We start from the raw sequence: 23,089 nt of genomic DNA, 5'->3' as shown, positions 1-23,089 counted from the left end.
GCCGTGGCGGCACCCGCCGCCGAGCCCGCCGCACGCCCGGTCAAGCGCGACTGGCGGGGCAGGCGACCGTTCTGGGGCGGGCTGCTGGTGACGCTCGGCGGCGCCGAGATCCTGTTCACCCTGAAGGCCCCGCTGCCCGTCATCCTGCACATCGGGATGCAGGGGCTGGCGGGGTACCTGGTGCCGGCGGTGATGGTGCTGTGCGGCCTGCTGATCCTGTTCAACCCGGCGCAGCGGCTGTTCTACTCCATCCTCGCCCTGCTGGCCTCGCTGGGCAGCTGGGTCACCTCCAACCTGGGCGGCTTCGTGATCGGGATGCTGCTCGGGGTGGTCGGCGCCTGCGTCACCTTCGGGTGGCTGCCCGACCAGCCGCTGCGCCAGGGCCGGCAGCGGCGGCTGGAACGCCGGGAGGCGCGCCGGGCGGGAGTCTGACGGGCCCTGGTCCGACGGGCCTCGGGCCTGGTGGGCAGCGGCCTGGCGGGCCGGGCCTTGGCGGGCAGCGGCCTGACGGGCGGACGCCCGACGGGTGAGGAGTCCGACGGCGGTGCCCCGGGTCCTGGTGGTGGGAGAGCACCGGGGCGCGGGGCACCGTCCTGCCGTCCCGCGCGTCCCCGCCCGGCCGCGGTGGCCGGAAACCGTCCCGGTCGGAAGGCACCGACGCAAGGGGTCGAAGGTCCTGGGTCTCTCCGGGGCGATCGGCCCTTCTCGCGTTCGGCGGCCCCGCAGTTGACTGGGCATGACATGGACAACAGCAGCAGCACGCACCTCGCCAACGGCACCGCCACCGCCACCGCCGAGTACGACCGTCTCATCGCCCGCCACCACGCCATGCGCCTGCGCCGCCGGCTCCTCGCCCCGTCCTCCGCGGACGGCGGCGACTTCGGGTACGGCGCGTACGGCGCGTACGGCGAGGGCGGCGGCTACGACGGTGCCGCCGACCAGCACCTGATCCGGCGCGACCTCGACCTGATCTCCCCGCTTGCGGAGCTGATCGACCACCTCTACGCGGTGATGTTCGACCGCCGCCCGTACCTGCGACCGCTCTTCCCCGCCTCGATGGAGTTCCAGCAGCTCCACCTGGAACGGATCTTCCACCACCTGATCGACCACCTCGACCGCCCGGCCGACCTGGACCGGACGCTGCGCCAACTCGGCCGAGACCACCGGAAACTGGGCGTCCGGCCGGTGCACTACGAGGCCTTCGAGGAGGCCCTGTGCGAGGCCGTCCGGCACCGGGCCGGCGAGCGCTGGACCGAGGAGCTGGAGGGCGCCTGGGTGCGGATGCTGCGCTTCGCCGTCGGCGCGATGGTGGCCGGCGCCGACTCCGCGCTCACCGAACCCCCGTACTGGCACGCCGTGGTCACCGGCCACGAGCGGCGCCGCCCCGACCTCGCCGTGCTGCGGGTGCGCACCGGCGAGCCGTACCCGTACCGGGCCGGGCAGTACGGCACCGTCGAGCACCCGGCGCTGCCGCACACCTGGCGGCAGTACTCGATGGGCTGCGCCCCCCGCGCGGACAACGAGCTGGAGTTCCACGTCCGCCGCACCGCCCCCGGCGGGGTCAGCGCCGCCCTGGTCGAGCACACCGCCGTCGGCGACCGGCTGCGCCTCGGCCCGCCGCGCGGCAGCCTGCTGCCCGACGGCGACGCCCGCGACCTGCTGCTGGTCGCGGGAGGCACCGGCCTCGCCCCGATGAAGGCGATCGTCGAGCAGCAGGCCGCCCACCGGCCGACCGGCCGACTGGTCCACCTGTTCGTCGGCGCCCGGGACCGCGCGGACCTCTACGACTGGCAGTCGCTGGCCGAACTCGGCCTGCACAAACCGTGGTTGACCGTCACCCCGGTCACCGTCGGCGAACTGGCCGACACCGTCGCGGCGGCCGGCGACTGGCGCGAGCACCTGGCCTGCGTCACCGGACCGGTCGGCATGGTCGGTTCCGTCCGCACCCGGCTGGCGGCGGCCGGGCTGCCGGCGGCGCAGGTGCGGTTCGACCAGGCGCTGTTCCGCTGACGCCGACCGGGCGGCCGCCGCTTCGGGGCGCGTTTGCTCAGCGGAAGCAGTACGAGTCCGAGGAGGCGTCGCCGCCCGCCAGGTGGGTCTGGTGGACGCGCAGGCCCCGGAAGTCGGCGCCGTGCGGGAAGAAGCGCTCGTCGACGCTCAGCCCGCCGGCCTCCGGGTCGGCGTCCAGCTTGACCATCCAGGGCTCGATGCCGTCCGGGTAGAACTGGTCGTCCCAGGCGCCGTAGAGCGAGTTGGTGAGGTAGAGCCGCCGGCCGTCCCGGCTGATCTCCACCATCTGCGGCGCCCCGCTCAGCGGACGGCCGGGCTCCGCCGGGTGCGGGGTGCGGGCGGCGATCCCGCCGAGCCGCACCGAGCCGGCCAGCCGGGGGTGGAACGGGTCCGAGACGTCGTACTGGAACAGCTCGCCGGTGCCCCAGGCGGACACGTACAGCCAGCGGTCGTCCACCGACAGGTTGATGTCGGTGACCAGCGGCGGCACCGCGCCGAACGGCTGCAGCGCGGGCGGCAGGTCCTCCGGCTTGGCCGGCTCGGCGGGGATCTCGATCACCTTGCGCGCGGTGAACGCCGGCCCGTCCCGGTACCAGAGCCAGACCGAGGCGGAGAGGTCCTCGACGCTGGCGACCACCCCGACGAAGCCCCACTCCGCCTGCGGATCGTGCGCCGGGCGCAGCTCCAGCACCATCTGGTACTGGTCGCCGAGGTCCACCCGCTGGAGGTGGCGGCCGGAGTCCAGCTCCCAGAAGTGCAGCGCGTGGCCGTACTTGCGCCCGAGGAGCAGCTCCGGCACCACCCCGTCCTCGACCATCGACGGGGTGCCCCACTCGCTGGTGATGCCCACGTTGGTGCCCAGGTGCCACCAGACGTCGTAGGCGAAGTGCTGCGGACCGCGCTCGGTCTCCCAGGCGCGCAGCACCTCGAAGGTGGTGTGGTCGAGCAGCGCCACCCCGCCCGGGCCGTCGGCGCCGTCGGCGCCGCCGAGGCAGGAGAGGAAGACGCCGTCGGGGCCGCAGTGCAGGGTGTGCGGGCGCGAGTAGCCCGCCTTGGCGGCCAGCTCCTCGGCCTCGATCGTCTTCACCAGGCGCGGGCGGACCGGGTCGGGGCGGGTGTCCAGCACGTGCAGCCGGGAGGAGCGCAGCCCGGGCAGCAGCAGGTAGCGCCGCTCCGGGTTCCGGTGGCAGGCGTGGGCCAGCGCGCTGGAGCAGGCGTTCCAGCCGAAGTGGTGCAACTCGTCGCCGAGCGTGGGCAGTTCGGCGAAGTTCAGGACCTTCCCGTAGCTCGCCGAGTCCGGATCGGTGTCGACGCTCAGCAACGCGTCCGGCCGCTGCCCGGACCGGTCGAACCCGGCCACGTACGCCAGCTTCTCCGGCGGAGCGGCGATCGCCTCGGCGGCGGAACGGTAGAGCGACGGATCGGTGTGCCCGTGCTGCATGCAAACTCCCCAACTCGCCTGGTCTGTCCCGGAAGCGTTCCACACAACCACCGGCGCACAGCAGGCGCACGAGGGGCGGTCGGCTACGCTCGCGGGGTGCACAACAGCATTCGCGGGGGGACTTTCCACGCCCCGGTCGTCCAGGCGGACACGGCGCACGTGACGGTCCCCGCCCGGCCGCCGACCATCGCCGGGCTGCCGCCGCTCACCTCCGCGTTCACCGGGCGCGACCACGACCTCGCCGGACTCCGGGCCCTGCTCACCTCGGACGGCCCGGCGACGGTGGCGGTCACCGGCCTCGGCGGCATCGGCAAGACGACGCTGGCGATCGCCGCCGGCCACGCGCTGCTCGGGGACGGGCACTTCGCCGAGGCCTTCCTCGTCGACCTCCGCGGCTACGACGAGACCCCGGTGGAGGCCGGGCAGGCCCTGGACACCCTGCTGCGCGCCCTCGGCGTCCCGGCGGAGCACATCCCGCCGGACCCTTCGAACCGGGCCGCGCTCTACCGCGCCCGACTGGACCAGTACGGCGGCGGCGTCCTGGTCGTCGCCGACAACGCCTCCACCGCCGACCAGGTCCGCCTGCTGCAGCCCCCGTCCGCCCGCCACCGCCTCCTGGTCACCTCCCGCGAGACCCTCCCCAGCCTCGACGCCCGCCTCCACCGCCTGGGTGTGCTCGCCCCGGAGGCGGCCGTGGCGCTGCTCGACACCGCCGTACGGGCCCCGCGCGCGGACGACGACCGCGTCACGGCCGACCGGGCGGCGGCCCGGCGGATCGCGGAGCTGTGCAGCCACCTCCCGCTCGCCCTGCGGCTCGCCGCCGCCCAGCTGGTCCTCGACCCGTACCTGCGCCCGGAGGAACTCGCCGAGGACCTCGCCGACGGCGCCGCCCGGCTCGACCTCCTGGACGACGGCGAGACCGGCATCCGCGTCGTGCTCGACCGCTCGCACCGCCGGCTCACCGAGCCGCAGGCGGAGCTGTTCCGGCTGCTGGCGCTCAACCCCGGCCCCGACATCTCGACCGAGGCCGCCGCCGCGCTGGCCGACGCGAAGGTCCGCGAGGTCCGCCCCCGGCTCGCCCAGCTCGCCGGCAGCGCCCTGGTCGAACAGTCGGCGGGCGGCGGCCGCTGGTACCTGCACGACCTGGTGCGGGACTACGCCCTGGAGCAGGTCGGCCGGGACCGGTCGGCCGCCGAGCGCGCCCTGCGACGCCTGCTGGTGCACTACGCGGAGACGGCCGTGGCCGCCGACGAGGAGATCGAGGCGCTGCCCGGGAGCCCGGGCCCCGGCCGGTTCCGGGACGGGGCCGAGGCCGCGGCCTGGCTGGAGCGCGAACGGGCCACCCTGGTGGAGGTCGTGAGCCTGGCCGCGGCGGGCGGCCAGGCCGCGGTGGCCATGCGGCTGTCCGCGTCGCTGGTCAGCCACCTGGTCCGGTGGTCCCGGAGCGACGAGGCCGTCACGGTGGCCACGGCGGCGCTCGCCTCCGCCCTCGCCGTCGGGATCAGGTCCGAGGAAGCGGTGGCCTGGCACAACCTCGGCTACGCGCTGGGCAAGGCCCGCCGGTTCGAGGATGCGATGGCGGCCCTCGGCGCCGCCGGCGACATCTGCCGGGAGCTCGGCGATCCCCTGGGCGAGGCCTCGGCCCGGGCGAGCCTCGCCGAGGTGCTGGCGGGTCTGCACCAGCCGCAGCCGGCCATCGAGGCGATCCGGTCCGCCCTCACCCTGGTGCGCGGCCTGGGCGACCGGCGGCGGGAGGCCCAGATGTCGGCCAACCTCGGCGTCCTGCTGCTCGACGTGGGCCGGGCGGACGAGGCCGAGGAGACGTTCCGGCGCACGATCACCGTCTTCCGGGAGCTCGGCGACCGGCGCGGCGAAGGCGTGTCCTGGGGCTACGTCGCCCAGATCCTCTGCGGCCGGGGCCGCTACGAGGAGGCGGTCGAGGCCCACGAGCACGCACGGGCCACCTGCCGCGGCACCGGTGACAAGCACAGCGAGGCGATGGTGCTCGGCGACCTCGGCGTCACCCTCGTCCGGGCGGGCCGGGCCGGCGAGGCGGTGGAGATCCACGAGCGGGCCTGCCGGCTGATGCGGGAGGCCGGCGACCGCCACGGGGAGGCCCTGAGCCTGCGCAACCTCGGCATCGCCCTGCGGCGCACCGGGCGGCCGGACGAGGCCCTGGACGTGCACCGGCGCTCCCTGGCCGTCTGTCAGGAACTCGGCGACCGCACCGGCGAGGGCAGCACCTGGAGCGCCCTGCGCGCCGTGTACACGGACCTCGGCCGTCCCGAGGACGCCGAGGAGGCCCGGCAGCAGGCGGAGCGCGCCTTCGCCGACGCCTACGACGCGCTCTCCGAAAGCATTGCGATCATCACATCCCAGCAGGTCGTTCCCGCCGCGGAAGAGCAGGGCTGAGCCAGTACAGTCAGCCCCATGGAGTTCCGTGAAGACATCCTGGGTGCCCCCTACGAGGCGGCGGAGCTGACGCTTCGGCCGGACGCCGAGGGGGCGGTGTGCGCGACGCTCGTCCGTCGCCCGGTCCCCGGGGCGGAGCGGGCCGTGCTCTACATCCACGGGTACAACGACTACTTCTTCCAGACCAACCTCGCGGACCACTACACCGCGCTCGGGTTCTCCTTCTACGCCCTCGACCTGCGCAAGTACGGCCGCTCGCTGCGCCCGCACCAGTCGCCGAACTTCGTGCGCCACCTCGCCGAGTACGACGAGGAGATCGACGAGGCGGTCCGGATCATCCGCGAGGTGGACGGGCACCGGCAGCTGCTGCTGAACGGCCACTCCACCGGCGGGCTGATCGGCGCGCTGTGGGCCGGCCGGCGGGCCGGGCGCGGCGTGGTGGACGGGCTGTTCCTCAACTCGCCGTTCCTGTCGATGCCGACCGGGCCGGCCGTCCGCGCGCTCGGCGGGCCGCCCCTGACGGTGCTCGGGCGGATGGCGCCGACCCGCGTCCTGCCGTCCGCGCTCAACCCGCACTACACCCACAGCCTGCACAAGGACCACCGGGGCGAGTGGGACTTCGACCTCACGCTCAAGCGCCCGGAGAGCTTCCCGCTGTACGCGGGGTGGCTGGCGGCGATCCACCAGGGCCACCAGCGGCTGCGCCACGGGCTGGGGATCGACGTGCCGGTGCTGCTGATGGCCTCGACCCGGTCCATCTCCACCACCAAGTGGCACAACGCGCTGCACCACGCCGACGCCGTGCTGCGCGCCGACGACATCGCCGCGCAGGGCCCGCGGCTGGGGCGGCACGTCACCGTCGTGCGGATCGAGGGCGGCATGCACGACCTGGTGCTCTCCGGCGAGGCGGCCCGCACCGAGGTGTTCGCGGAGCTGGACCGCTGGCTGGCCGCGTACCTCGACGTCGCGCCGGTCGGGGAGCGCGCGTGACCTTCCCGCCGGACGAGCACGACGAGCCTCTGCCGGTCGGCCGGCGGACCGACCTCGGCTTCGCCAAGCTCATGCCCGACCTCGACCGGGACGGCGGCTGGCTGCTCACCCTGGACGGCACCCCGCAGTCGTACGTCGACCTCGCCGACCCGACCCACCTGGAGTTCGAGTACACCCGGCGCCTCGGCCACCTCGCCGACGCCGTCGCTCCCGCCGGGCAGCCGCTCGACGCGCTGCACCTCGGCGGCGGCGCCCTCACCCTGCCCCGCTACCTGGCCGCCACCCGGCCCGGCTCGCGGCAGCGGGTGGTCGAGGTGGACGGGCCGCTGCTGGAGCTGGTCGCCGAGCACCTGCCCTGGCAGGGACCCGGCGCGGACATCACCGCGACCGTCGGCGACGCCCGGGCGGCCCTCGCCGAGACCCCGGCCGGCTCGCAGGACCTGGTGATCGCCGACGTCTTCCACGGCTCGCGCACCCCCGCCCACCTCACCTCGGTGGAGTTCCTGCGGCTGGCGGCGGCCGCGCTGCGCCCCGGCGGCTGCTACGCGGCCAACCTGGCGGACGGCCCGCCGCTCGCCTTCGCCAAGGCGCAGGCGGCGACGGTGCGGGCGGTGTTCCCGTACGTCTGCTTGGTCGCGGAGGCGCCGGTGCTGCGCGGCCGCCGGTACGGCAACATCCTGCTGGCCGGTTCGACGGCGCCGCTGCCGGTCGCCGAGCTGACCCGGCTGCTTGCGGGCGACATCTTCCCGGCCCGGCTCACCGAGGGAGCGGACCTGGCGGCCCTGGTCGGCCGGACCGCCCCGGTCACCGACGCCGAGGCCACCGACTCCCCGCCCCCACCCGACGGCGCCTTCAGCATCGGCTGAGCCCGGCACCGTCGGCGCGGACGCGGCGACCACGGCCCCCGGTGTTCGACCTGGTCGCCGGCCGCCGGCCGTGCGGACGGCCTGATCCGGGGGCGGGTCGGAGCAAAGCGGCGCCCGGTCGCTGAAGACCGGGCGCCACCGCGGGACTGCCGCGCTGCTTTCGACCGTCGACCTATTCCTCGTCGACCGGGCGCACGTACTCCAGCGTCCAGGTCTCCTGGAACTCGGGCTTGGGCTCGGTGAACTCGATCTGCGCCCCGCGGTGGCCGGCGCGCGCGGCGAGGCCCTTCTCCGCGAGGATCTTGACGCCTCCCAGAACCGCCTCGAAGGTGAACTTCGCCAGCTCGGGGCGGGGGACGGTGTTGACGAAGAGCCTGTCCTCGGCGATCACGAGACCGGCAGCGTCGTGGGCGGCGAGCCGGACGACGTAGGGCGCCCCCGGCACCGGCTCGGCGGGCTCGATGACCCACTCCTGCTCGATCGGGAGGGGGTTGAAGCGGTCGACGATGACGGGGGCACCGTGCTTGACGGCGTACTCGGTCGCCGTCACCAGCGAACTCGGACCGATGATGTGGGCGTGGATCTTGTAGATGCCGGGCTTGATCGGGATCGGAGGCATGGGGCCCTCTTTCGCTTTCGGTCTGACCTGATAAAGGGAATTTCGAGATCCCACTCCACCACAAGCGCAGGGCCTGCACGCGGGATTACTTCATCAAGCCTGATGATGGCGCGAAGCGTTCGATCCTACTTTCGGTCTCGACAATGCATTCGAGATGAATTCGAGCATTCGATTCCGATGGGGTATTTCGATGGCCGCCATGCCGAAATTCGCCGATCGGGTCGCCCGCCCGCTCGCCACCATCGCCGGTTCCGGCTGCCGGACGTGCCTGCGAGCCCTACCCCTGCCCTGGCCGCGTACGGCGCCCCCTGGCACCCACGTTGCCGGAGCCGGCTTGAGCGGCCGGCTCCGGCAACGCGGGGACGAACTGCACCGGCGCGCCCAATGCCTTTGCCGGCTTTTACGGCTCGATGTCCAGACGGACGAGCGCGGCGATCTCCACGAGCTGATCGGGCAGCGCCAAGTCGGAGATCCCCATGACCGTGCTGGCAGGGCGATGCTTTCCGAAGTACTCCGCGTGGAGGCGTGCGGTCGATTCGAAGTTCTCCCGCAGGTTCCTCACCAGCACAGTGGTCTCCACCACCTGGCCGCGCTCGGCCCCGAACTGATCCAGTACCAGGTCCAGGTTCTCCAGCGAGGTTTGGAACTGCAACTCGAAGTCGCCGGTCCCGATGAAGTTGCCGAGACGATCATGAGACAGCTGGCCTGACACGTAGACCGTGTCACCGACCTGGACGGCCTGGCTGTACCCGTACATCGATTCCCATGGCATGCCGAAACCGAATTCCTTCGCCTGAGAACTCATGACTCACTCCCTTGGGGCGGTTCGCGGGGCCGTCCCTTGTGGAAAGACCCCCTTGCCCGGAGAAGTTAGCGGCTCGCGCAGGCGGCACTTGTCCGGTGGTGAAGTCGAGGTGTTCTCCGGGGGCACAGAATTGACTTCTCGGCCCGCGTGCGCTGCCCCATGTACGGCCTCTTCCGGTGGGATTCAACGCCAAACGGCGTCCGGCACCTGGCACTCCGGCACCGGCCCCACCCGACCGACCCCGCGCTGATCGACATCGCTGCGTCGATGCTCGCCCGCGCCGCCCAGCTCGACGCCGTGGTGAAGGCTGAGCGCAAGTTCACTGCTGTCGGCAAGGAGGAGCTGCTTCTTCATGATCCGGTGATCCGCAGGGGTGCCGGCCCGCAGGTCGGCGGTGGAGCCGCCGGATGGTGAGCATGGCGCGGCCGTCGGCGGTGGCCACGACGTCGCCGTTCTCCTCCCGGCGGAGGAACCCGGCCTTGATGGCCGGCTCGATCACCTTTCGGCGCGCTCGGGGGCCCTGGCCCCTCAGCTGGCGAAGCCGCCCTGGGGGCGGATGATCTCCAGGTTGGTGCCGTCCGGGTCGTTGAAGTAGGCGACCCGGGTGCCGAGGGCCGCGTCCGGGGTGACCTCGCCCTCGATGAAGGTGTAGTCCTCGCCGAGGAATTCGTAGCCGGCCTCCTTCATCCGCCGGTACACGGCGTCGAAGTCGTCGACCCGCAGGCACAGGTGCATCGAGCCGGGCCGGTTGGCCACCCCGTTGGTCCGCTCGCCGACCGGTTCCTGGAACTGGATGAGGTCGATGCCGAGGCTGTTGTCCAGGTTGATCGTGGCGTACCGCAGCTTCGCGACGGGCAGCCCCTGCGACCGGCCGAACGGCGCGCTGTGCATGGTCCCCTCCGCGACGGGCTCCCGTCCGGTGAGGGCCGTGTAGAACGCGATCGACGCGTCCAGGTCGGAGACCGAGATGCCGACATGGGCGGCCCGGGTGAGGTTCATCGGGGTGCTGGAAACGGCCATGGCCATCCCTCTCGTTCGCGCCCCGCGGCCCGGTGGTCGGGGCGGGCGGGGCGGGGCGGGGGCACTGGAGAACCGGTCCGCTCCCCATTCTCCCGGCGTCCGCCGATCGCGCACCTCGGAGGGCCGCGGTGCCCGTTAATTCAGCGGCCGGGCCTCACAGTGGGTTGTTAGGGTGGGGGCCGGTCAGGGACGGCTGAGGTGTGGGGGATCCATGGGTTCGCAGGACGGTAGTGACCGTGCGGGTTTCGGGTGCGTGGCGTGCTGCGCCGAGGACACCGCGGTGGCGCTGGCGCACCACCACAACCGCGACGGGGTTCGGTTCGAGAACATGATTCGGGACGACTCTCATTTCATCGTCTCTGTTCAGCGGTGCGGCCTGTGCTCGCAGGCCTTCGTGAGCGTGTTCACCGAGTACGTCGACTGGGTCGCCTCGCAGGACGCGCAGTACCGCACCGTGCTGCCGATCACGGACGCCGAGGCGGACGACCTGGTGGCGGGGCGGTTGAGCCCGCACCAGGTGGGGGCCCTGGGACACGGCCGCCGCCATCTGCAGAGCGACTGGCCGAGCGGTGCCGAGGAGCCGTCCGTGTACTGGAAGAGCGGCGTCTTCGGGGTCAGCGAGGGGCACTGACCCGGACGGCGCGCCGCGGGCCTGTCGGTTGTGCATGTCGTTGTCGCCCCGCCGACGGGCGGGGGCGTGGGGGCCGGAGAGGGAGGGGTCCGACTCTCGCGTGCACCGGCGCCGGGGGAGTCCGAGTCCGGGACACCAGCGGGTTCGCTGACCGTCCTGGGTCTGGTGGCGGGAGCTCCCTCAGGACCAGGGGCTTGACCCTGAGGCGACGGCCGTCGTTGGCCTCTTGCAGCAGGGCCCCGATCACGAGGATGGCCAGGTCTGCGGCGACGGCAGGGTCTACAGGGCCGGCCTCTTCTAATGATCAGAAGCGGCTCGGGTTCTCGTCGACATGAGGGGGCTTCACCGGGTCGCCCGATCCGCCTCGATGGTCCCGGCCGCCTCGGCTGCTTCCCGGAAGGTGACGACCGCCTCGCCGTTCTCCCGCGCCCATGCGGTGAGCATCCTGATGGGCTCCTCCAGGGTTCGCCCGAGATCGGTCAGGGCGTACTCCACGCGCGGCGGCGCCTCGGCGTACGCGTGCCGCTCGACGAGCCCGTTGGCTTGGAGCCGGCGCAACGTCTGGGTCAGTACCTTGCGCGAAATGCCACCGCTCAGCTCGACCAACTCACCGTGGCGCAACGGGCCGTCGGTCAGCGCGAAGAGCGTGACCATGGACCACTTGCTGGCGATGATCTCCATGGCCAGGAGAGCGGGACAGTCGGCGAGGAAGGCAATTCCGGGTCGGAGGCTCATGCCCCGAAGGTTACCTGGAGGTACCTGTTGGCCGCCTATCGTCGGAGAGGTGCGCACGCCCCCTTACCCGCACTTCGCACGATTGAGGTTTCAGCCATGTTCGTCTCCCTCGCCGTCGTCACCGTGGTCATGTCGGCGCTTCTCCTGGTATCGGCCGGGGCCAAGTCGCTGCGGACGCGGCACATCACCGAGCAGATGTCCACCCTCGGAGTGCCGCAGAGGATGATGGCTTTCCTGATCGGCGCTCAGATCGCGGGCGCGGCCGGTGTGATAGCCGGACTCTGGTGGGCACCCGTCGGAATCGCCGCCGCGATCGGCCTGACGCTCTATTTCGCTGGGGCGGTCGTCTTCCACCTGCGCGTCGGCGACCGCAAGGGCGCGTCTCCGGCGGTGGTCCTCACCATGGCCTCCGTCGCCCTGATCGTGCTGCGTGCTGCCACCCTCTGACCGCGGACAGCCAGTCTGACGCCGGCCTTGACCGTGCTGAGTGAGGTTGGTCTCCGATGAGGACGGCCACCGTTGATCATCGTGAGTTGTGTCGACAAACGAAGATCAGCTGGTGGCCGTGGGCCACGGCGTAGATCCTGCTCGGGTGGCAATCGGTATTCGAGGGCCTGACGGGCAAGGTGGCGGGCCGGTTCGCCCGGGCGGAACCCCGCCGTCGAGCGAGGGCGTTCGCGCTGCTCGCCGGAGGCACCGCACTGATCGACGCCGTTGTACGTCTGAAGGGCTGCGCACCATCGAAGAACTGAAGACCTGGATCACCGAGAACCCCGTACGAGCACGGTCGGCCGTCGTCGCGGCGCCGACCGCGCTGGGCCCCGTCGTGCCCGCGCTCGCCGGGTACGGGTTCGTCCGCCTCGCCCTGGCCGACCCGCTCAAGGCAAGGCCCTTCGGGAGGCCGGTCACTGACCTCGCGCTTTCATGAGTCCGCGCACCTGAGTGTGGCCGGCACGTCCCGAAGTGCTCTTGGCCTGGTGCGATGGGCACTCCTGGTTCCTGATGGTCAGTAAGGGGACTTCACTCCTGGGGGAAGACAAGTAGGCGGTGGTCGTCGGTTGAGGCGGCTCCGGGAGGTTCCGGGACTCTCTGGCGGCCGCGGACGGTGCTGCAGGTGTCGCGCGACAAAACTCCTTGCCGATCTGCAGACGGGGACCTATCGTCGGTCGGCCCGTATCGCCCCCGACCCGAAAGCTGTCAATGTCCGTCCGCCCCGCCGTCGCCGGCGATGCCGACTTCCTCTGGCGCATCCTGCTGGAGGCATACAACTGGAGCGGCGAGCAGCGATTCACCGCCCAACAGCTCGCCGCTGAGCCGCATGCCGCGCGTTACCTCGTCGGCTGGCCCCGCAGGGACGACTTCGGGGTCATCGCACAGACCGACGCCGGCGAACCGATCGGTGCGGCCTGGGCGCGGTACCTCCCTGAGAGTGAGCCCGGATACGGCTTCGTCGCTCCGGACGTTCCCGAGCTCAGCCTCGGCCTGTTGCCCGAATACCGCGGCCGCGGGTACGGCCGGGCCCTGATGGAAGCGCTGATCCAGGTCGCCGCCAAGGGACCGTCCCCGGTCGCTCGACTCAGCCTGAGCGTCGAGGACGGCAACCCCGCCCTGCACCTCTACACCACCCTCGGCTTCACCCGAGTCGGGCGCAGCGGCAACTCGGACACGATGGTTCTGGACGTCCAGACCTGCCGCAAGCCACTGAACGGTCGTTGATTCCCACGCGTCAACCAGCCTCGGGCTTTCGCGCGCGGGACCGTCCAGGTCTTGACCAAAAAACGGAGAGCACCTCTGACCTGCAACGATAGGGCTTGTCTAGGGTCCGATCGGCACAGGGGAAGAGGTGCTCTCCGGGCGAAGAAGCGTAGTGGGTGGTATCCGCTTGTCCACGTCCGGGGCGACGGTGAGGGGGCGGTCTCGAGGACGGCGAACGCTGATCCGCGCCGACTCCGCCGGTGGCACCCACGAGTTCCTCAACTGGCCCACTCGGCGCGGCCGGTGGCTGTCCCTCCCACTCGGGACGGTCATCAGCGACGCCGTCCACCAGGCCGCCCTGCAGGTCCCGGCCTCGGCCTGGACGCCGGCCGTCGAACTCGACGGCGACGTGCGCGACGGTGCCTGGGTCGCCGAGCTCGCGGGCGACGCCCTTGTGCGGGTACGGCATCACCGGCAGCACCGCGGAGCAGGCGTTCGCGGTGCTGATCGCATTCGTCCTCGCCACCGACATCGAAAGCCTCGGGTGGTGAACGTCGCAGTGGTTGGATGGCTCGCATGAGCGAGCCCGACCGTTCTCGGGTGATCGCCGAAGTCGCCCTGCGCAGTCTCCAGGCCGACCGCTGTAACGGCGAGTACCTGTTGACCCAGTACCTCAGCACCTCCGACGCGAGGACGCTCCTGGCGTCGCCCGAGGTGCCCGACCACGCGGTGGAGCTGCTGGCCGAGATCGGCCGCACCCGCCGCCTCGCGTTGGCCCTGCTCCGCATCCTGCCCACCTGACCCGACGCCAAGGCCCCCGGCCGGTGCTGCTCGTACAGTGCTGACCGGGGGCCATGGTGCGTTTCAGGACGCGTTCACCCCGGGCTTCTCCTCCTCCTCCTTCGGCGGCTTCCAGGCCGCTCCGCGCCGTCGCCCTTCGCGTTCAGGTACGGCTGTGCGTGCCTCTTCACGGTCACCACCTGCCACCCGAGCGGTATCCGTCGGTGGTCAGCCCCAGCGCGGTCTTCCGGTTCGGCGCCCCCTCGGCGGCCTCGTCGTGGCCTTGGCGTCCCGGATTCTTCTCCGACGCCTTGTCCACGAAGCGCGAGCGGTCGGCGGGGGTGTCGGTCTCCGGGCGGTCCGGATCGAACGCGGGGCACGGAAATCCGTTGGGCCCTGCCCGGGGCGGTCGGTAGCGTGTGGGGACGAGTGAGGGGGTGGTCCGGTGCGGCCGTTGCTGCTGGTGGATGTCGACGGGCCGCTGAATCCGTGTGCGGCGAAGCCGTACCGGCGGCCGGAGGGGTACGAGACCCACCGGATGATGACGCCGCGGTGGGAGGCGGCCGAGCGCCGTCGGCTCGCCGCGTGGGGCCTTCCGCACAAGCCGCCGAAGCCGTTGCGGCTCTGGCTCAACCCGGCGCACGGGCCGGCCCTCGCCGCGCTGCCCTTCGATCTGGTGTGGGCGACTACCTGGCAGGAGGAGGCGAACGGTTTCATCGCGCCCCTGCTGGGGTTGCCCGAACTGCCGTACATCGCCTGGTCCGAGCCGCGGATCGAGCCGGAGGGCGGGGTGTTCTGGAAGACCCCGGACGTCGTCGCCTGGGCGCGGGGGCGGCCGTTCGCGTGGGTCGACGACCTGGTCACGGACGCGGACCGGGCGTGGGTCGGGGCCCGTCACAGCGGGCCGGCGCTGCTGCACCGCGTCGATCCGAAAGCCGGGCTGACGGTGGCGGACTTCGAGCGGCTGGCGGACTGGGCGGACGGGCTGGGCTGACCGTCGCCCCTTCCGGCGGTCGGCGCGTCGGCGGGAGGGGAGGTGCGGACGGGGTGTCAGAATCGGCGGGTTCATGCCCACCACGGGAACGCGACGGGAACGCGACAGGAACGCGGGACCGCGACGGGACCGCGACGGCGACGCCGCGGGACCACGTCCGAAGGAGCGAGCGATGAGTGGCGGCGGGGAGCGGCCGGAGCTGGGGCAGGTACCGGAGACGGCGCTGTGGACGCTGTGGCACCGGGCGCTGGAGGCGCGGCGGCCGGACACCGTGCTGCCGGACCCGAAGGCGGTCGAGCTGGTGGACCGGATCGACTACCCCTTCGCGGCGCGGTTCGGGAGGAACGCGCTGGTCAGCCAGCTCCAGGGGCTGCGGGCGGCCTGCTTCGACCGCGAGGTGGCGGACTTCCTGACCCGCTGCCCGCGCGGCACCGTGGTCGGGCTCGGGGACGGGCTGGAGACCCAGGCCTGGCGGGTCGACAACGGGCGGGCGAGCTGGCTGTCGGTGGACCTGCCGGACACCGTCGCACTGCGGCGGCGGCTGCTGCCGCCGGACGAGCGGCACCGGATCGTCGCCCACTCGGTCACCGACCCGGGCTGGATGGACGAGGTGGACCCGTCGAACGGGGTGCTGCTGAGCGCCGAGGGGCTGCTGATGTACCTGCGGCCGCCGGAGGTGCGCGCCCTGATCGCGGCCTGCGCCGAGCGCTTCCCCGGCGGGGCCATGGTGCTGGACGCGGTGCCGCGCTGGTTCAGCCGGCGGGCCGTCGAGGGCAAGCTGCGGGACCGGCACTACCAGGCGCCGCCGATGCCGTTCGGGATGGACGCGGACGAGCGCGGCGGGCTGGCCTCCGCGCACCCCGGGGTCACCGACCTGCGCGAGGTGTACCCGGAGGGCGGGCGTTGGCCGGTGAGCGCCCTGCTACCGCTCGCGCGCCGGATCAAGCAGCGCCCGTCCGTGGTCGCGCTGCGTTTTGCCGAATCTTGAAGAAACGCTGGTCAACCTGGAACCATGGCTGCGGGGCGTACGTCGTAACCACGGGTGATCGGCCGGGGGGACAGGCCGCCCGGCACGTTAGGCTCGCTCCGGGGGGAGCGGCCTGGGTGCCGCCATCGGACGAACCGACGGGACGGGCACGCTGCTCCAGGGGGAGCGCGGCCGGTCCCGTCCAGCCACGGAGGGACTGGCCTTGCACATCGACGCCTGGATCGAGGGGATTCCGCCGACGGCGGTTTACGCCGTGGTCGGTCTGATCATCGGGCTGGAATCGCTGGGCATCCCGTTGCCCGGCGAGATCGCCCTGGTCACGGCGTCCCTGATGGCGGTCAAGGGTGTGGTGAGCCCGTGGGGCGTCGCCCTCGTCGCGATCGCCGGCGCGATCATCGGCGACTCGATCGGCTACTCGATCGGGCGCAAGGGGGGCAAGCCGCTCTTCGAGAAGCTGGGGCGCAAGTTCCCCAAGCACTTCGGGCCCTCGCACCTGGCCACCGCCGAGCGCTCGTTCCAGAAGTGGGGCATGTGGGCGGTCTTCTTCGGCCGGTTCATCGCCCTGCTGCGCATCTTCGCCGGTCCGCTGGCGGGCGCGCTGAAGATGCCGTACTGGAAGTTCCTGATCGCCAACGTGCTGGGCGGCATCATCTGGGCCGGCGGCACGACGCTGCTGGTCTACAAGGTCGGCAAGAGCATCGAGCCCTGGCTGGCCCGGTTCTCCTGGGCGGGCCTGGGCGCGGCCCTGGTGATCGGCCTGGCCTCGGCCTGGATCATGAAGCGCCGCGCCGCCAAGACGCACGCCAAGATGGAGGCGGAGGAGGCGGCCAAGGCCGCCGCCGCGGTCAAGGAGCCGGTCGCCGACTGACCGTTCGGACGGGCGGACGCCAGGTCGGTCTCCCGACCGTTCGGGCGGCCGCTCCCCGGTCGTTCGTCCACAACCGCCGTCGTGGAGCCCTCGGGCCCTCGGAGTAGCATCGGCCGAGTACCTGCCGATCTTGCACTCCGGAGGGCCCGATGTCTTTGCAGCCGACCTGGGACGCCGTGGACGCGTACTTCTCCGAGCAGCTGGTCGGGCCTGACCCGGTCCTGGAGCGCGCCACGGCCGCCGCCGACGCGGCCGGGCTGCCGAAGATCGCGGTGGCCCCCAACCAGGGCAAGCTGCTCCACCTGCTGGCCCTGACCCAGGGCGCGAAGCGGATCCTGGAGGTCGGGACGCTCGGCGGCTACAGCGCGATCTGGCTGGCCCGGGCGCTGCCCGGGGACGGCACCCTGCTGACCCTGGAGCTGAACCCCCGGCACGCCGAGGTCGCCCGGGACAACCTGGCGGCCGCCGGCCTGGCCGGGGTCGCCGAGGTACGGGCGGGCCGGGCCGCCGACTCGCTGGCCGCGCTGGTGGAGCAGGGCGTGGAGCCCTTCGACCTGGTCTTCATCGACGCCGACAAGCCGGGCAACCCGGAGTACTTCCGCCGGGCGCTCCAGCTGACCCGGCCGGGCTCGCTGATCATCGTCGACAACGTGGTGCGCGGCGGCGCGGTGGCCGACGCGAACAGCACCGACCCGGCGGTGATCGGCACCCGGGCGCTGCACGAGCTGATCGCGGCCGAGCCGAGGGTCACCGCGACCTCGGTGCAGACGGTCGGCAGCAAGGGCTACGACGGCTTCACCCTGGCCCGCGTCCAGGGCTGAGCCCCCTGCACACCCACTCGAACATCTCGAAGATCCCGGAAACCCCGAGGATCTCGACCACCGGAGAACGGAGACATCGTGCGGATCGGACTGCTGGGAACCGGCCCCTGGGCGGAGCGGGTGCACGCGCCCGTCCTGGCCGAGCACCCCGGGCTGGAGTTCACCGGCGTCTGGGGCCGCCGGCCGGAGGCGGCCGAGGCGCTGGGCGCCGCCCACGGCGTGCCCGGGTACGCCGACCTCGACCGGCTGCTGGCCGAGGTGGACGCGGTCTCCATCGCGCTGCCCCCGACCGTGCAGGCGGGCCTCGCGGTGCGGGCCGCCGAGGCGGGCTGCCACCTGCTGCTGGACAAGCCGGTCGCGCTGACCGTGCCGGACGCCGAGGCCGTGGCCGAGGCGGTGCGCGAGCACAAGGTCGCCTCGGTGGTCTTCTTCACCGTGCGCTTCGGCGGCGACCAGATCCCGTGGATCGAGCGGCAGGCGGAGCTCGGCGGCTGGTACACCGGCCGCTCGGACTGGCTCGGCTCGGTGTTCGCCCCCGGCAGCACCAGCCCGTACGCGGCCTCGCCGTGGCGAGTGGAGAAGGGCGCGCTGTGGGACGTCGGCCCGCACGCGCTGTCCGTGCTGCTGCCGGTGCTGGGCGACGCGACCCGGGTGACGGCGGCGGCCGGTCCGCTGGACAGCGTGCACCTGGTGGTGCGGCACGCCGGCGGCGCCTCCAGCACGCTCGCGCTCAGCCTGACCGCGCCGCTCGCGGCGGGCGGGACGGGCATGGAGCTGCGCGGCGAGCACGGCGTGGTGCAGCTGCCCCCGCGCGGCGAGGGCCCGGTCGCGGCGCTGCACCGGGCGCTGGACGCCCTCCAGGCCTCGGCCGCCTCCGGCGAGCCGCACCCCTGCGGGGCGGACTTCGGCCTGCGGGTGGTGGAGATCCTGGCCGCCGCCGAACGCTCGCTGGCCACCGGTGCCACGGTGGACGTCTGAGAGCCCTCCAGCCAGGGGGCCGCGCCGGTAGGTGACACCGGTCCGATCACCTGGCAGGACGCCGGGCGGGGCACCCACGTGCCCCGCCCGGCGTCGTCCGTCGGATGCCGACGTCAGATGCCGAACGGCGCGGCGTAGCGGACGGTGCCCGCGGGCAGCGGGTGATCGGCGTCCAGGGCGAGGGCCATCAGCGCCTCGTCCGGGACCTCGACGGTCAGGCCGATGCCGTGGGCGGAGGCGCGGGTGAAGCCGAACCGCGGGTAGTACTCCGGGTGGCCGAGGACGACGACGTGACGCTCGCCCAGGCCGCGTGCCGCGTCGAGGGCGGCACGGACGGCCGCCGAACCCGCTCCGGTGCGCTGGTACGCCGGGAGCACGGCGCACGGGGCCAGGCACAGGGCCGGGACGTCGCCGATGTGGCAGCGGGTCAGCAGGGCGTGGCCGACGGCGGTGCCGTGCTCGTCGGTGGCGACGAGGGACAGGCCATCGATCCAGGAGGTGTCGGCGCGCAGCGCGTCGACGAGGTCGGCCTCGGCGGGCCTCCCGAAGGCGGCGAGATCGATGTCGCGGATGGTCGGGACGTCGGTGCCGGTCTCGGCACGCGTGTTCCAGTTGCGCATGGTGGACGGGGATCCGTTCCTGAGGAGTGTTCGTACGGACCTCGCGAGCTCACGCTCCCGGCGAGGCGGGACAGGAGGAGGTCAGGCCGCGGCCCGGGACGTGAGGGAGACCCGGACGCTGCGCACGGCGGCCGTGAGCGCGGTCATCAACCCCACCTCCCTCTTCCTCTGCTTCCTGCACGGTACGAACTGCGGACGAGTGTACCCGGTTCGCTCAGGCCGACGGCAGCCCGGGCGCCGGGGGCAGCGGGGGCGGGGTGGTGGACGGGCGGCGGTCGGTGGGGCGGGCCGGCGGGATGACCGGGGCGTGGAAGTCGCGCGGGCCGGTCCACAGCGCCGGGACGGCGTCGCTGCGGCGGGCCAGTTCGTACGCCAGCGCCTCGTAGTTGACCCGCCAGCCGTGGAAGTGCGCCCAGGCCTCCTCGACCGGGCGCTCGTGCGGGAAGCCGGCCGCGGTGATCATCGCGACGGCGCCCAGGTACTCGGCGTAGGTCAGCCGGATCGGGACGTCCGGGTCCGGGTCCGCGTCGAAGTCGATCCGCAGTGAGCGGGCGATGTCGCGCAGCGCGGTGAAGCCGGCCCGGAGCACCAGCCGGGCCTCGGGCGGGGCCGAGCGCGGGCAGAGCGCCAGGTGCAGGGCGGCGGCGTCCAGCACGGCGATCAGCCCGACCACCCAGCTGCGGTTGGGCTGGGGGGAGCGGAAGGAGAGCAGCACCGGGTAGTTGGAGTGGCTCTCGCCGATGTCGGCGGCCAGCCGCTCCCAGTCCCGGTAGAGCTGGGGGAGCGCGGTCTCGGTGTCCACCAGGGACTGGCGGGCCAGCAGTTCGGGGCCCCAGGCGGGCTCGCCGGCCCGGGACTGGAGCAGCGTCACCTCGGTCTCGCGGCGCTGGTAGGCGGCGTAGAGGGTCGGCAGGTAGGAGATCTGCAGGGCGATGACCAGCGGGCCGCTGGCGGCCGCCATGAAGTCGATCGCGGAGAGGTGCAGCCGCTCGCCGCTGGCGAAGCCGAGGGTGAACAGGCTGGACCCGGCCTCGCGCACGGCCACCGACCAGCTGAGTTCGGAGGTGCCGTGCAGCAGCAGGGTGTAGGCGGTCAGCATGCAGCCGAGCCACACCCCGAGCATGCCCAGCAGGACCAGCGGCGCCAGCCAGGTGAGCGCCCGGTCCTGCGCGCGGTAGCCGCCGACCGGGGCGGCGGACAGCCGCAGCAGCGTGCGCAGCACCCGCCAGAGCCGCATCACCAGTGCCGAGTAGAGCCCGCGCGGAACGACCAGCGTGCGCAGGATGCTGCCGACGACCAGCAGGAGCAGCAGCGCGCCGAGCGCGGTCTGGATCATCCTCATGGCGCCATTCTGGCGGTACGCCGGGGGTGCGGGGGACCGGTTTCCGCCCGGTCGGCCGTCCATCGGGCGCCCGTCGTCCCGCCGCGGGCCCGCTCGTCGTCCCGTCCGCTGCCGGGCCGTCGCCCCGCCCGTCGCCCCGCCCGCCGTCCCGTGCGTCCTCCCGTCCGCGGACCCGCCGGTCGTCCGGAGTATGACCACGATCACACCGAAGCCAGGCGTACGTACTGATGTTCTCACCGCGTCTTGTGTACGGAGGATCAGTCCCACGAGCGAATCGGAGACCGGACGGTGCGTGCTGAGCAGGACGGCGGGGCCGAGGACGGGCAGCCCGGGCGCCGGCGGTGGCGCTTTCCGCTGCGCCGGAGGCCGTTACGGGGGCGGCGCCCGTCGCGGCGGATCGACTACCCGCGCGGCGGACGGCGCGGGGTCCGCCGTTGGCTCCCGTCCTGGCGGCAGCTGCTGCTGGTGGCCGGGACGGGCGCGGCGGCGCTGACGGGGTGGATGGTCTGGTTCTACGTCACCACCGCCGTCCCGGAGGACCTGAACTCCTTCGCCACCCAGCAGAACAACGTCTACTACTGGGCCGACGGCACCGAGATGGCGCGGATCGGCCCGACCAACCGGCAGGACGTGCCGCTCGACCAGGTGCCGGAGCCGGTGCGGTGGGCGGTGCTGGCGGCCGAGAACGAGACCTTCTACAGCGATCCGGGCATCTCCGTGACGGGCATCGGCCGCGCCGTCGTCCAGATGGTGACGGGCGGCGACACCCAGGGCGGTTCGACGATCACCCAGCAGTACGTCAAGAACATCTACCTGAACCAGCGCCAGGACGTCTCCCGCAAGCTCAGCGAGATCGTCATCGCCGTCAAGCTGGACGACCGGATGACCAAGCAGGAGATCTTCGCCGGCTACCTGAACACCAGCTGGTTCGGGCGCGGCAGTTACGGCATCGAGCGGGCCGCGGCGGCGTACTACGGCAAGGACGTCTCCCAGCTCGACCCGAGTGAAGGCGCCTTCCTGGCCTCGGTGTTGAAGGGGGCCGGGCAGTACGACCCGGCGATCGGCCCGGAGAACCGGAAGCGGGCCGAGGAGCGCTGGTCCTGGACCCTGGACCGGATGGTGGAGATCGGCAAGCTCTCCGCCGCCGAGCGCGCCCGGTACACGGTGTTCCCCGAGCCCCGGCCGCAGCCGAAGTCGGCGGGGCTGAGCGGCCAGATCGGGTACCTGGTCGACATGGCCCGCGCGTACGTGGAGAGCCACAGCGACATCACCCCGGCCCAGTTCGACCTCGGCGGCTACCAGATCCGCACCACCTTCGAGAAGCCGAGGGTCGACGCCCTGGCCGCCGCCGTGCGGGAGGGCACCGCGGGGATCGACCCGGACAACCGGGAGGCCGACCGGTTCCTGAAGGTCGGCGCCGCGTCGGTGGCCCCGGACGGGCGGATCGTCGCGCTCCACGGCGGCCCCGACTACCTGAAACAGGGCTTCAACAACGCCAACACCACCACCGTGCCGATCGGTTCGGCCTTCACGCCGGTGGTGTACGCCGCCGCGCTCGGCGAGGGGACGCAGCGCCAGCGGGGCGGCAAGCGCACCCCGGTGACGGCCGGCACCACCTACAACGGCGACGACGGGGTCAACGTGATGACCCCGGAGGGGCCGTACTGGGGACGGGACGGGAAGATCGTCAAGACCGCCAACGACGGCAAGCGGAGCTGGGGCACGATCACCCTGCGGAGCGCGCTCGAGCAGTCCGTCAACGGGCCGCTGATGCAGCTCGGCATGGACGTCGGCCTGGACCGGGTGCAGAAGACCGCCACCGACCTCGGCGTGCTCCCCACCAGCCTGGGCGAACTCGTCCCGGCCCTCGGCGTCGGCAACTCCACCCCCAGCGCCGTCCGCGCCGCCGACGCGTACGCCGCCTTCGCGGAGGGCGGCAGCCACACCGACCCGTACTCGGTGCTCAAGGTCTCCCGCAACGGCGCCCAGCTCCCGCTGCGCCTGCCGACCGCCGTCCAGGCGCTGACCCCGGCGGTCGCGGGCGAGGTGGACGCGGCGCTCAAGGGCTCGGTCCGCGACGGCGCCGCCAGGTCCGTCGCGGACGCGGGCCCGAACCTGGCCGGCAAGCCCGGCACCACCACCGACCGCACGGCGGGCTGGTTCGTCGGCTACGACGGGCAGCTCTCGACGGCGGTCACCGTCTTCCGCGCGGACCTGAAGGACATGAAGCTGCTCTCCCTGGAAGGCCTGGGCGGCGCCACCCCCGACACCTCCGACGCCGCCGTGCCGACCCGGATCTGGTCCACCTACCTCAAGGCCACCTCCGCCCGGTAGCCCGCCGCGCGGCCGTGCGCACGATCCCCCCGGTGAGGGGTGTTGATCAGTGCCCGGACTAGTGTCATGGTCGTGCCGGGCTCGGCCGGTGCCGCCCAGCAGGGCGGTGCGGGTGGGCCCCGGCGCGGTCGTGAGATCTC

At 72.8% G+C, this 23,089-nt stretch carries 23 protein-coding genes and 1 pseudogene; 16 read left to right on the top strand and 8 right to left on the bottom strand.

The window, feature by feature from the left end; translation table 11 throughout:
- The first annotated feature begins 3 nt into the window (after positions 1-3).
- Both ABZW03_RS04330 and ABZW03_RS04325 read left to right on the top strand, forming a co-directional pair.
- Positions 4-432, top strand: coding sequence for a DUF6114 domain-containing protein (locus ABZW03_RS04330; protein WP_355251993.1), 429 nt, complete (start codon positions 4-6; stop codon positions 430-432).
- Positions 433-741: 309 nt separating this feature from the next.
- On the top strand, positions 742-2,010 hold the full coding sequence (locus ABZW03_RS04325) for a globin domain-containing protein (RefSeq protein ID WP_355251984.1): 1,269 nt from the start codon (positions 742-744) through the stop codon (positions 2,008-2,010).
- Between the two features lie 37 nt (positions 2,011-2,047).
- Here the strand turns inward: ABZW03_RS04325 and ABZW03_RS04320 are convergent, their stop codons facing one another.
- Positions 2,048-3,451, bottom strand: coding sequence for a selenium-binding protein SBP56-related protein (locus tag ABZW03_RS04320; RefSeq protein WP_355251981.1), 1,404 nt, complete (start codon positions 3,449-3,451; stop codon positions 2,048-2,050).
- A gap of 96 nt (positions 3,452-3,547) precedes the next feature.
- Between ABZW03_RS04320 and ABZW03_RS04315 the strand changes: the two genes are divergently transcribed.
- The 3 genes from ABZW03_RS04315 to ABZW03_RS04305 all read left to right on the top strand — a co-directional run bounded on the left by ABZW03_RS04315 (position 3,548) and on the right by ABZW03_RS04305 (position 7,719).
- Positions 3,548-5,863: a tetratricopeptide repeat protein gene (locus ABZW03_RS04315; RefSeq protein WP_355251978.1), complete on the top strand. Its 2,316-nt coding sequence runs from the start codon at positions 3,548-3,550 to the stop codon at positions 5,861-5,863.
- 18 nt (positions 5,864-5,881) lie between these two features.
- The gene (locus ABZW03_RS04310) at positions 5,882-6,853 is read left to right on the top strand and encodes an alpha/beta hydrolase (RefSeq protein WP_355251976.1); all 972 of its coding nucleotides are present in this window, start codon (positions 5,882-5,884) and stop codon (positions 6,851-6,853) included.
- Between the two features lie 71 nt (positions 6,854-6,924).
- Positions 6,925-7,719 carry a fused MFS/spermidine synthase gene (locus tag ABZW03_RS04305; RefSeq protein WP_355251990.1) on the top strand — a complete coding sequence of 265 codons (795 nt, stop codon included), beginning with the start codon at positions 6,925-6,927 and terminating at the stop codon, positions 7,717-7,719.
- A gap of 172 nt (positions 7,720-7,891) precedes the next feature.
- Here the strand turns inward: ABZW03_RS04305 and ABZW03_RS04300 are convergent, their stop codons facing one another.
- The 4 genes from ABZW03_RS04300 to ABZW03_RS04285 form a co-directional block, all read right to left on the bottom strand.
- Positions 7,892-8,338 (bottom strand): hypothetical protein, encoded by a 447-nt coding sequence (locus tag ABZW03_RS04300; RefSeq protein ID WP_355251973.1) that lies wholly within the window; start codon positions 8,336-8,338, stop codon positions 7,892-7,894.
- A 400-nt stretch (positions 8,339-8,738) separates the two neighbouring features.
- Positions 8,739-9,143, bottom strand: a complete 405-nt coding sequence (locus tag ABZW03_RS04295; RefSeq protein ID WP_355251970.1) for a Rid family hydrolase — start codon at positions 9,141-9,143, stop codon at positions 8,739-8,741.
- 183 nt (positions 9,144-9,326) lie between these two features.
- On the bottom strand, positions 9,327-9,497 hold the full coding sequence (locus tag ABZW03_RS04290) for a hypothetical protein (RefSeq protein WP_355251966.1): 171 nt from the start codon (positions 9,495-9,497) through the stop codon (positions 9,327-9,329).
- 174 nt (positions 9,498-9,671) lie between these two features.
- A complete protein-coding gene (locus ABZW03_RS04285; RefSeq protein ID WP_355251963.1) occupies positions 9,672-10,163 on the bottom strand; it encodes a VOC family protein in 492 nt (163 codons plus the stop codon).
- A gap of 211 nt (positions 10,164-10,374) precedes the next feature.
- On the opposite strand from ABZW03_RS04285, the gene ABZW03_RS04280 reads away from it, so the two are divergent.
- Positions 10,375-10,794, top strand: a complete 420-nt coding sequence (locus ABZW03_RS04280; protein WP_355251960.1) for a hypothetical protein — start codon at positions 10,375-10,377, stop codon at positions 10,792-10,794.
- Between the two features lie 342 nt (positions 10,795-11,136).
- On the opposite strand, the gene ABZW03_RS04275 is transcribed toward ABZW03_RS04280, so the two are convergent.
- Positions 11,137-11,529 carry a helix-turn-helix domain-containing protein gene (locus tag ABZW03_RS04275; RefSeq protein ID WP_355251957.1) on the bottom strand — a complete coding sequence of 131 codons (393 nt, stop codon included), beginning with the start codon at positions 11,527-11,529 and terminating at the stop codon, positions 11,137-11,139.
- A 96-nt stretch (positions 11,530-11,625) separates the two neighbouring features.
- On the opposite strand from ABZW03_RS04275, the gene ABZW03_RS04270 reads away from it, so the two are divergent.
- From ABZW03_RS04270 to ABZW03_RS04230, 9 genes and pseudogenes are all read left to right on the top strand, one after another.
- Positions 11,626-11,976 carry a DoxX family protein gene (locus ABZW03_RS04270; protein ID WP_355251954.1) on the top strand — a complete coding sequence of 117 codons (351 nt, stop codon included), beginning with the start codon at positions 11,626-11,628 and terminating at the stop codon, positions 11,974-11,976.
- A 753-nt stretch (positions 11,977-12,729) separates the two neighbouring features.
- Positions 12,730-13,245, top strand: coding sequence for a GNAT family N-acetyltransferase (locus ABZW03_RS04265; protein WP_355251951.1), 516 nt, complete (start codon positions 12,730-12,732; stop codon positions 13,243-13,245).
- A 202-nt stretch (positions 13,246-13,447) separates the two neighbouring features.
- Positions 13,448-13,741, top strand: a pseudogene (locus tag ABZW03_RS04260) (IS1380 family transposase); the annotation flags it as partial.
- Positions 13,742-13,800: 59 nt separating this feature from the next.
- Positions 13,801-14,025, top strand: coding sequence for a hypothetical protein (locus ABZW03_RS04255; RefSeq protein ID WP_355251948.1), 225 nt, complete (start codon positions 13,801-13,803; stop codon positions 14,023-14,025).
- A gap of 433 nt (positions 14,026-14,458) precedes the next feature.
- Positions 14,459-14,998 carry a hypothetical protein gene (locus tag ABZW03_RS04250; protein WP_355251987.1) on the top strand — a complete coding sequence of 180 codons (540 nt, stop codon included), beginning with the start codon at positions 14,459-14,461 and terminating at the stop codon, positions 14,996-14,998.
- Positions 14,999-15,170: 172 nt separating this feature from the next.
- Complete coding sequence (locus ABZW03_RS04245; RefSeq protein WP_355251945.1) at positions 15,171-15,986, top strand: class I SAM-dependent methyltransferase; 816 nt, start codon at positions 15,171-15,173, stop codon at positions 15,984-15,986.
- A gap of 202 nt (positions 15,987-16,188) precedes the next feature.
- Entirely contained in the window at positions 16,189-16,854 is a 666-nt protein-coding gene (locus tag ABZW03_RS04240) for a DedA family protein (RefSeq protein WP_355251943.1), read from the top strand.
- 149 nt (positions 16,855-17,003) lie between these two features.
- Positions 17,004-17,675 (top strand): O-methyltransferase, encoded by a 672-nt coding sequence (locus ABZW03_RS04235; RefSeq protein WP_355251940.1) that lies wholly within the window; start codon positions 17,004-17,006, stop codon positions 17,673-17,675.
- 78 nt (positions 17,676-17,753) lie between these two features.
- Positions 17,754-18,653, top strand: a complete 900-nt coding sequence (locus ABZW03_RS04230; protein ID WP_355251937.1) for a Gfo/Idh/MocA family oxidoreductase — start codon at positions 17,754-17,756, stop codon at positions 18,651-18,653.
- A gap of 113 nt (positions 18,654-18,766) precedes the next feature.
- Here the strand turns inward: ABZW03_RS04230 and ABZW03_RS04225 are convergent, their stop codons facing one another.
- Positions 18,767-19,273, bottom strand: coding sequence for an N-acetyltransferase (locus tag ABZW03_RS04225; RefSeq protein WP_355251934.1), 507 nt, complete (start codon positions 19,271-19,273; stop codon positions 18,767-18,769).
- Positions 19,274-19,487: 214 nt separating this feature from the next.
- Positions 19,488-20,615, bottom strand: a complete 1,128-nt coding sequence (locus ABZW03_RS04220; protein ID WP_355251931.1) for a hypothetical protein — start codon at positions 20,613-20,615, stop codon at positions 19,488-19,490.
- 288 nt (positions 20,616-20,903) lie between these two features.
- Here ABZW03_RS04220 and ABZW03_RS04215 point away from each other — a divergent pair, with 288 nt between their 5' ends.
- Positions 20,904-22,949: a transglycosylase domain-containing protein gene (locus ABZW03_RS04215; RefSeq protein ID WP_355251928.1), complete on the top strand. Its 2,046-nt coding sequence runs from the start codon at positions 20,904-20,906 to the stop codon at positions 22,947-22,949.
- Positions 22,950-23,089: the final 140 nt, after the last annotated feature.

Origin of the sequence: Kitasatospora sp. NPDC004799 (genome assembly GCF_040609095.1) — a bacterium.
Taxonomy (GTDB): Bacteria; Actinomycetota; Actinomycetes; order Streptomycetales; family Streptomycetaceae; genus Kitasatospora.
This window is presented reverse-complemented; position numbering and strand designations above follow the sequence as displayed.

Excerpts from the sequence above, each read along its gene's own strand:
- ABZW03_RS04295 (WP_355251970.1), bottom strand. The coding sequence starts at position 9,143 with ATGAGTTCTCAGGCGAAGGAATTCGGTTTCGGCATGCCATGGGAATCG.
- ABZW03_RS04265 (WP_355251951.1), top strand. The coding sequence starts at position 12,730 with ATGTCCGTCCGCCCCGCCGTCGCCGGCGATGCCGACTTCCTCTGGCGC.
- ABZW03_RS04225 (WP_355251934.1), bottom strand. The coding sequence starts at position 19,273 with ATGCGCAACTGGAACACGCGTGCCGAGACCGGCACCGACGTCCCGACC.
- ABZW03_RS04270 (WP_355251954.1), top strand. The coding sequence starts at position 11,626 with ATGTTCGTCTCCCTCGCCGTCGTCACCGTGGTCATGTCGGCGCTTCTC.
- ABZW03_RS04220 (WP_355251931.1), bottom strand. The coding sequence starts at position 20,615 with ATGAGGATGATCCAGACCGCGCTCGGCGCGCTGCTGCTCCTGCTGGTC.
- ABZW03_RS04245 (WP_355251945.1), top strand. The coding sequence starts at position 15,171 with ATGAGTGGCGGCGGGGAGCGGCCGGAGCTGGGGCAGGTACCGGAGACG.
- ABZW03_RS04300 (WP_355251973.1), bottom strand. The coding sequence starts at position 8,338 with ATGCCTCCGATCCCGATCAAGCCCGGCATCTACAAGATCCACGCCCAC.
- ABZW03_RS04255 (WP_355251948.1), top strand. The coding sequence starts at position 13,801 with ATGAGCGAGCCCGACCGTTCTCGGGTGATCGCCGAAGTCGCCCTGCGC.
- ABZW03_RS04275 (WP_355251957.1), bottom strand. The coding sequence starts at position 11,529 with ATGAGCCTCCGACCCGGAATTGCCTTCCTCGCCGACTGTCCCGCTCTC.
- ABZW03_RS04290 (WP_355251966.1), bottom strand. The coding sequence starts at position 9,497 with ATGAAGAAGCAGCTCCTCCTTGCCGACAGCAGTGAACTTGCGCTCAGC.
- ABZW03_RS04235 (WP_355251940.1), top strand. The coding sequence starts at position 17,004 with ATGTCTTTGCAGCCGACCTGGGACGCCGTGGACGCGTACTTCTCCGAG.
- ABZW03_RS04320 (WP_355251981.1), bottom strand. The coding sequence starts at position 3,451 with ATGCAGCACGGGCACACCGATCCGTCGCTCTACCGTTCCGCCGCCGAG.
- ABZW03_RS04285 (WP_355251963.1), bottom strand. The coding sequence starts at position 10,163 with ATGGCCGTTTCCAGCACCCCGATGAACCTCACCCGGGCCGCCCATGTC.
- ABZW03_RS04310 (WP_355251976.1), top strand. The coding sequence starts at position 5,882 with ATGGAGTTCCGTGAAGACATCCTGGGTGCCCCCTACGAGGCGGCGGAG.
- ABZW03_RS04325 (WP_355251984.1), top strand. The coding sequence starts at position 742 with ATGGACAACAGCAGCAGCACGCACCTCGCCAACGGCACCGCCACCGCC.
- ABZW03_RS04280 (WP_355251960.1), top strand. The coding sequence starts at position 10,375 with ATGGGTTCGCAGGACGGTAGTGACCGTGCGGGTTTCGGGTGCGTGGCG.
- ABZW03_RS04305 (WP_355251990.1), top strand. The coding sequence starts at position 6,925 with ATGCCCGACCTCGACCGGGACGGCGGCTGGCTGCTCACCCTGGACGGC.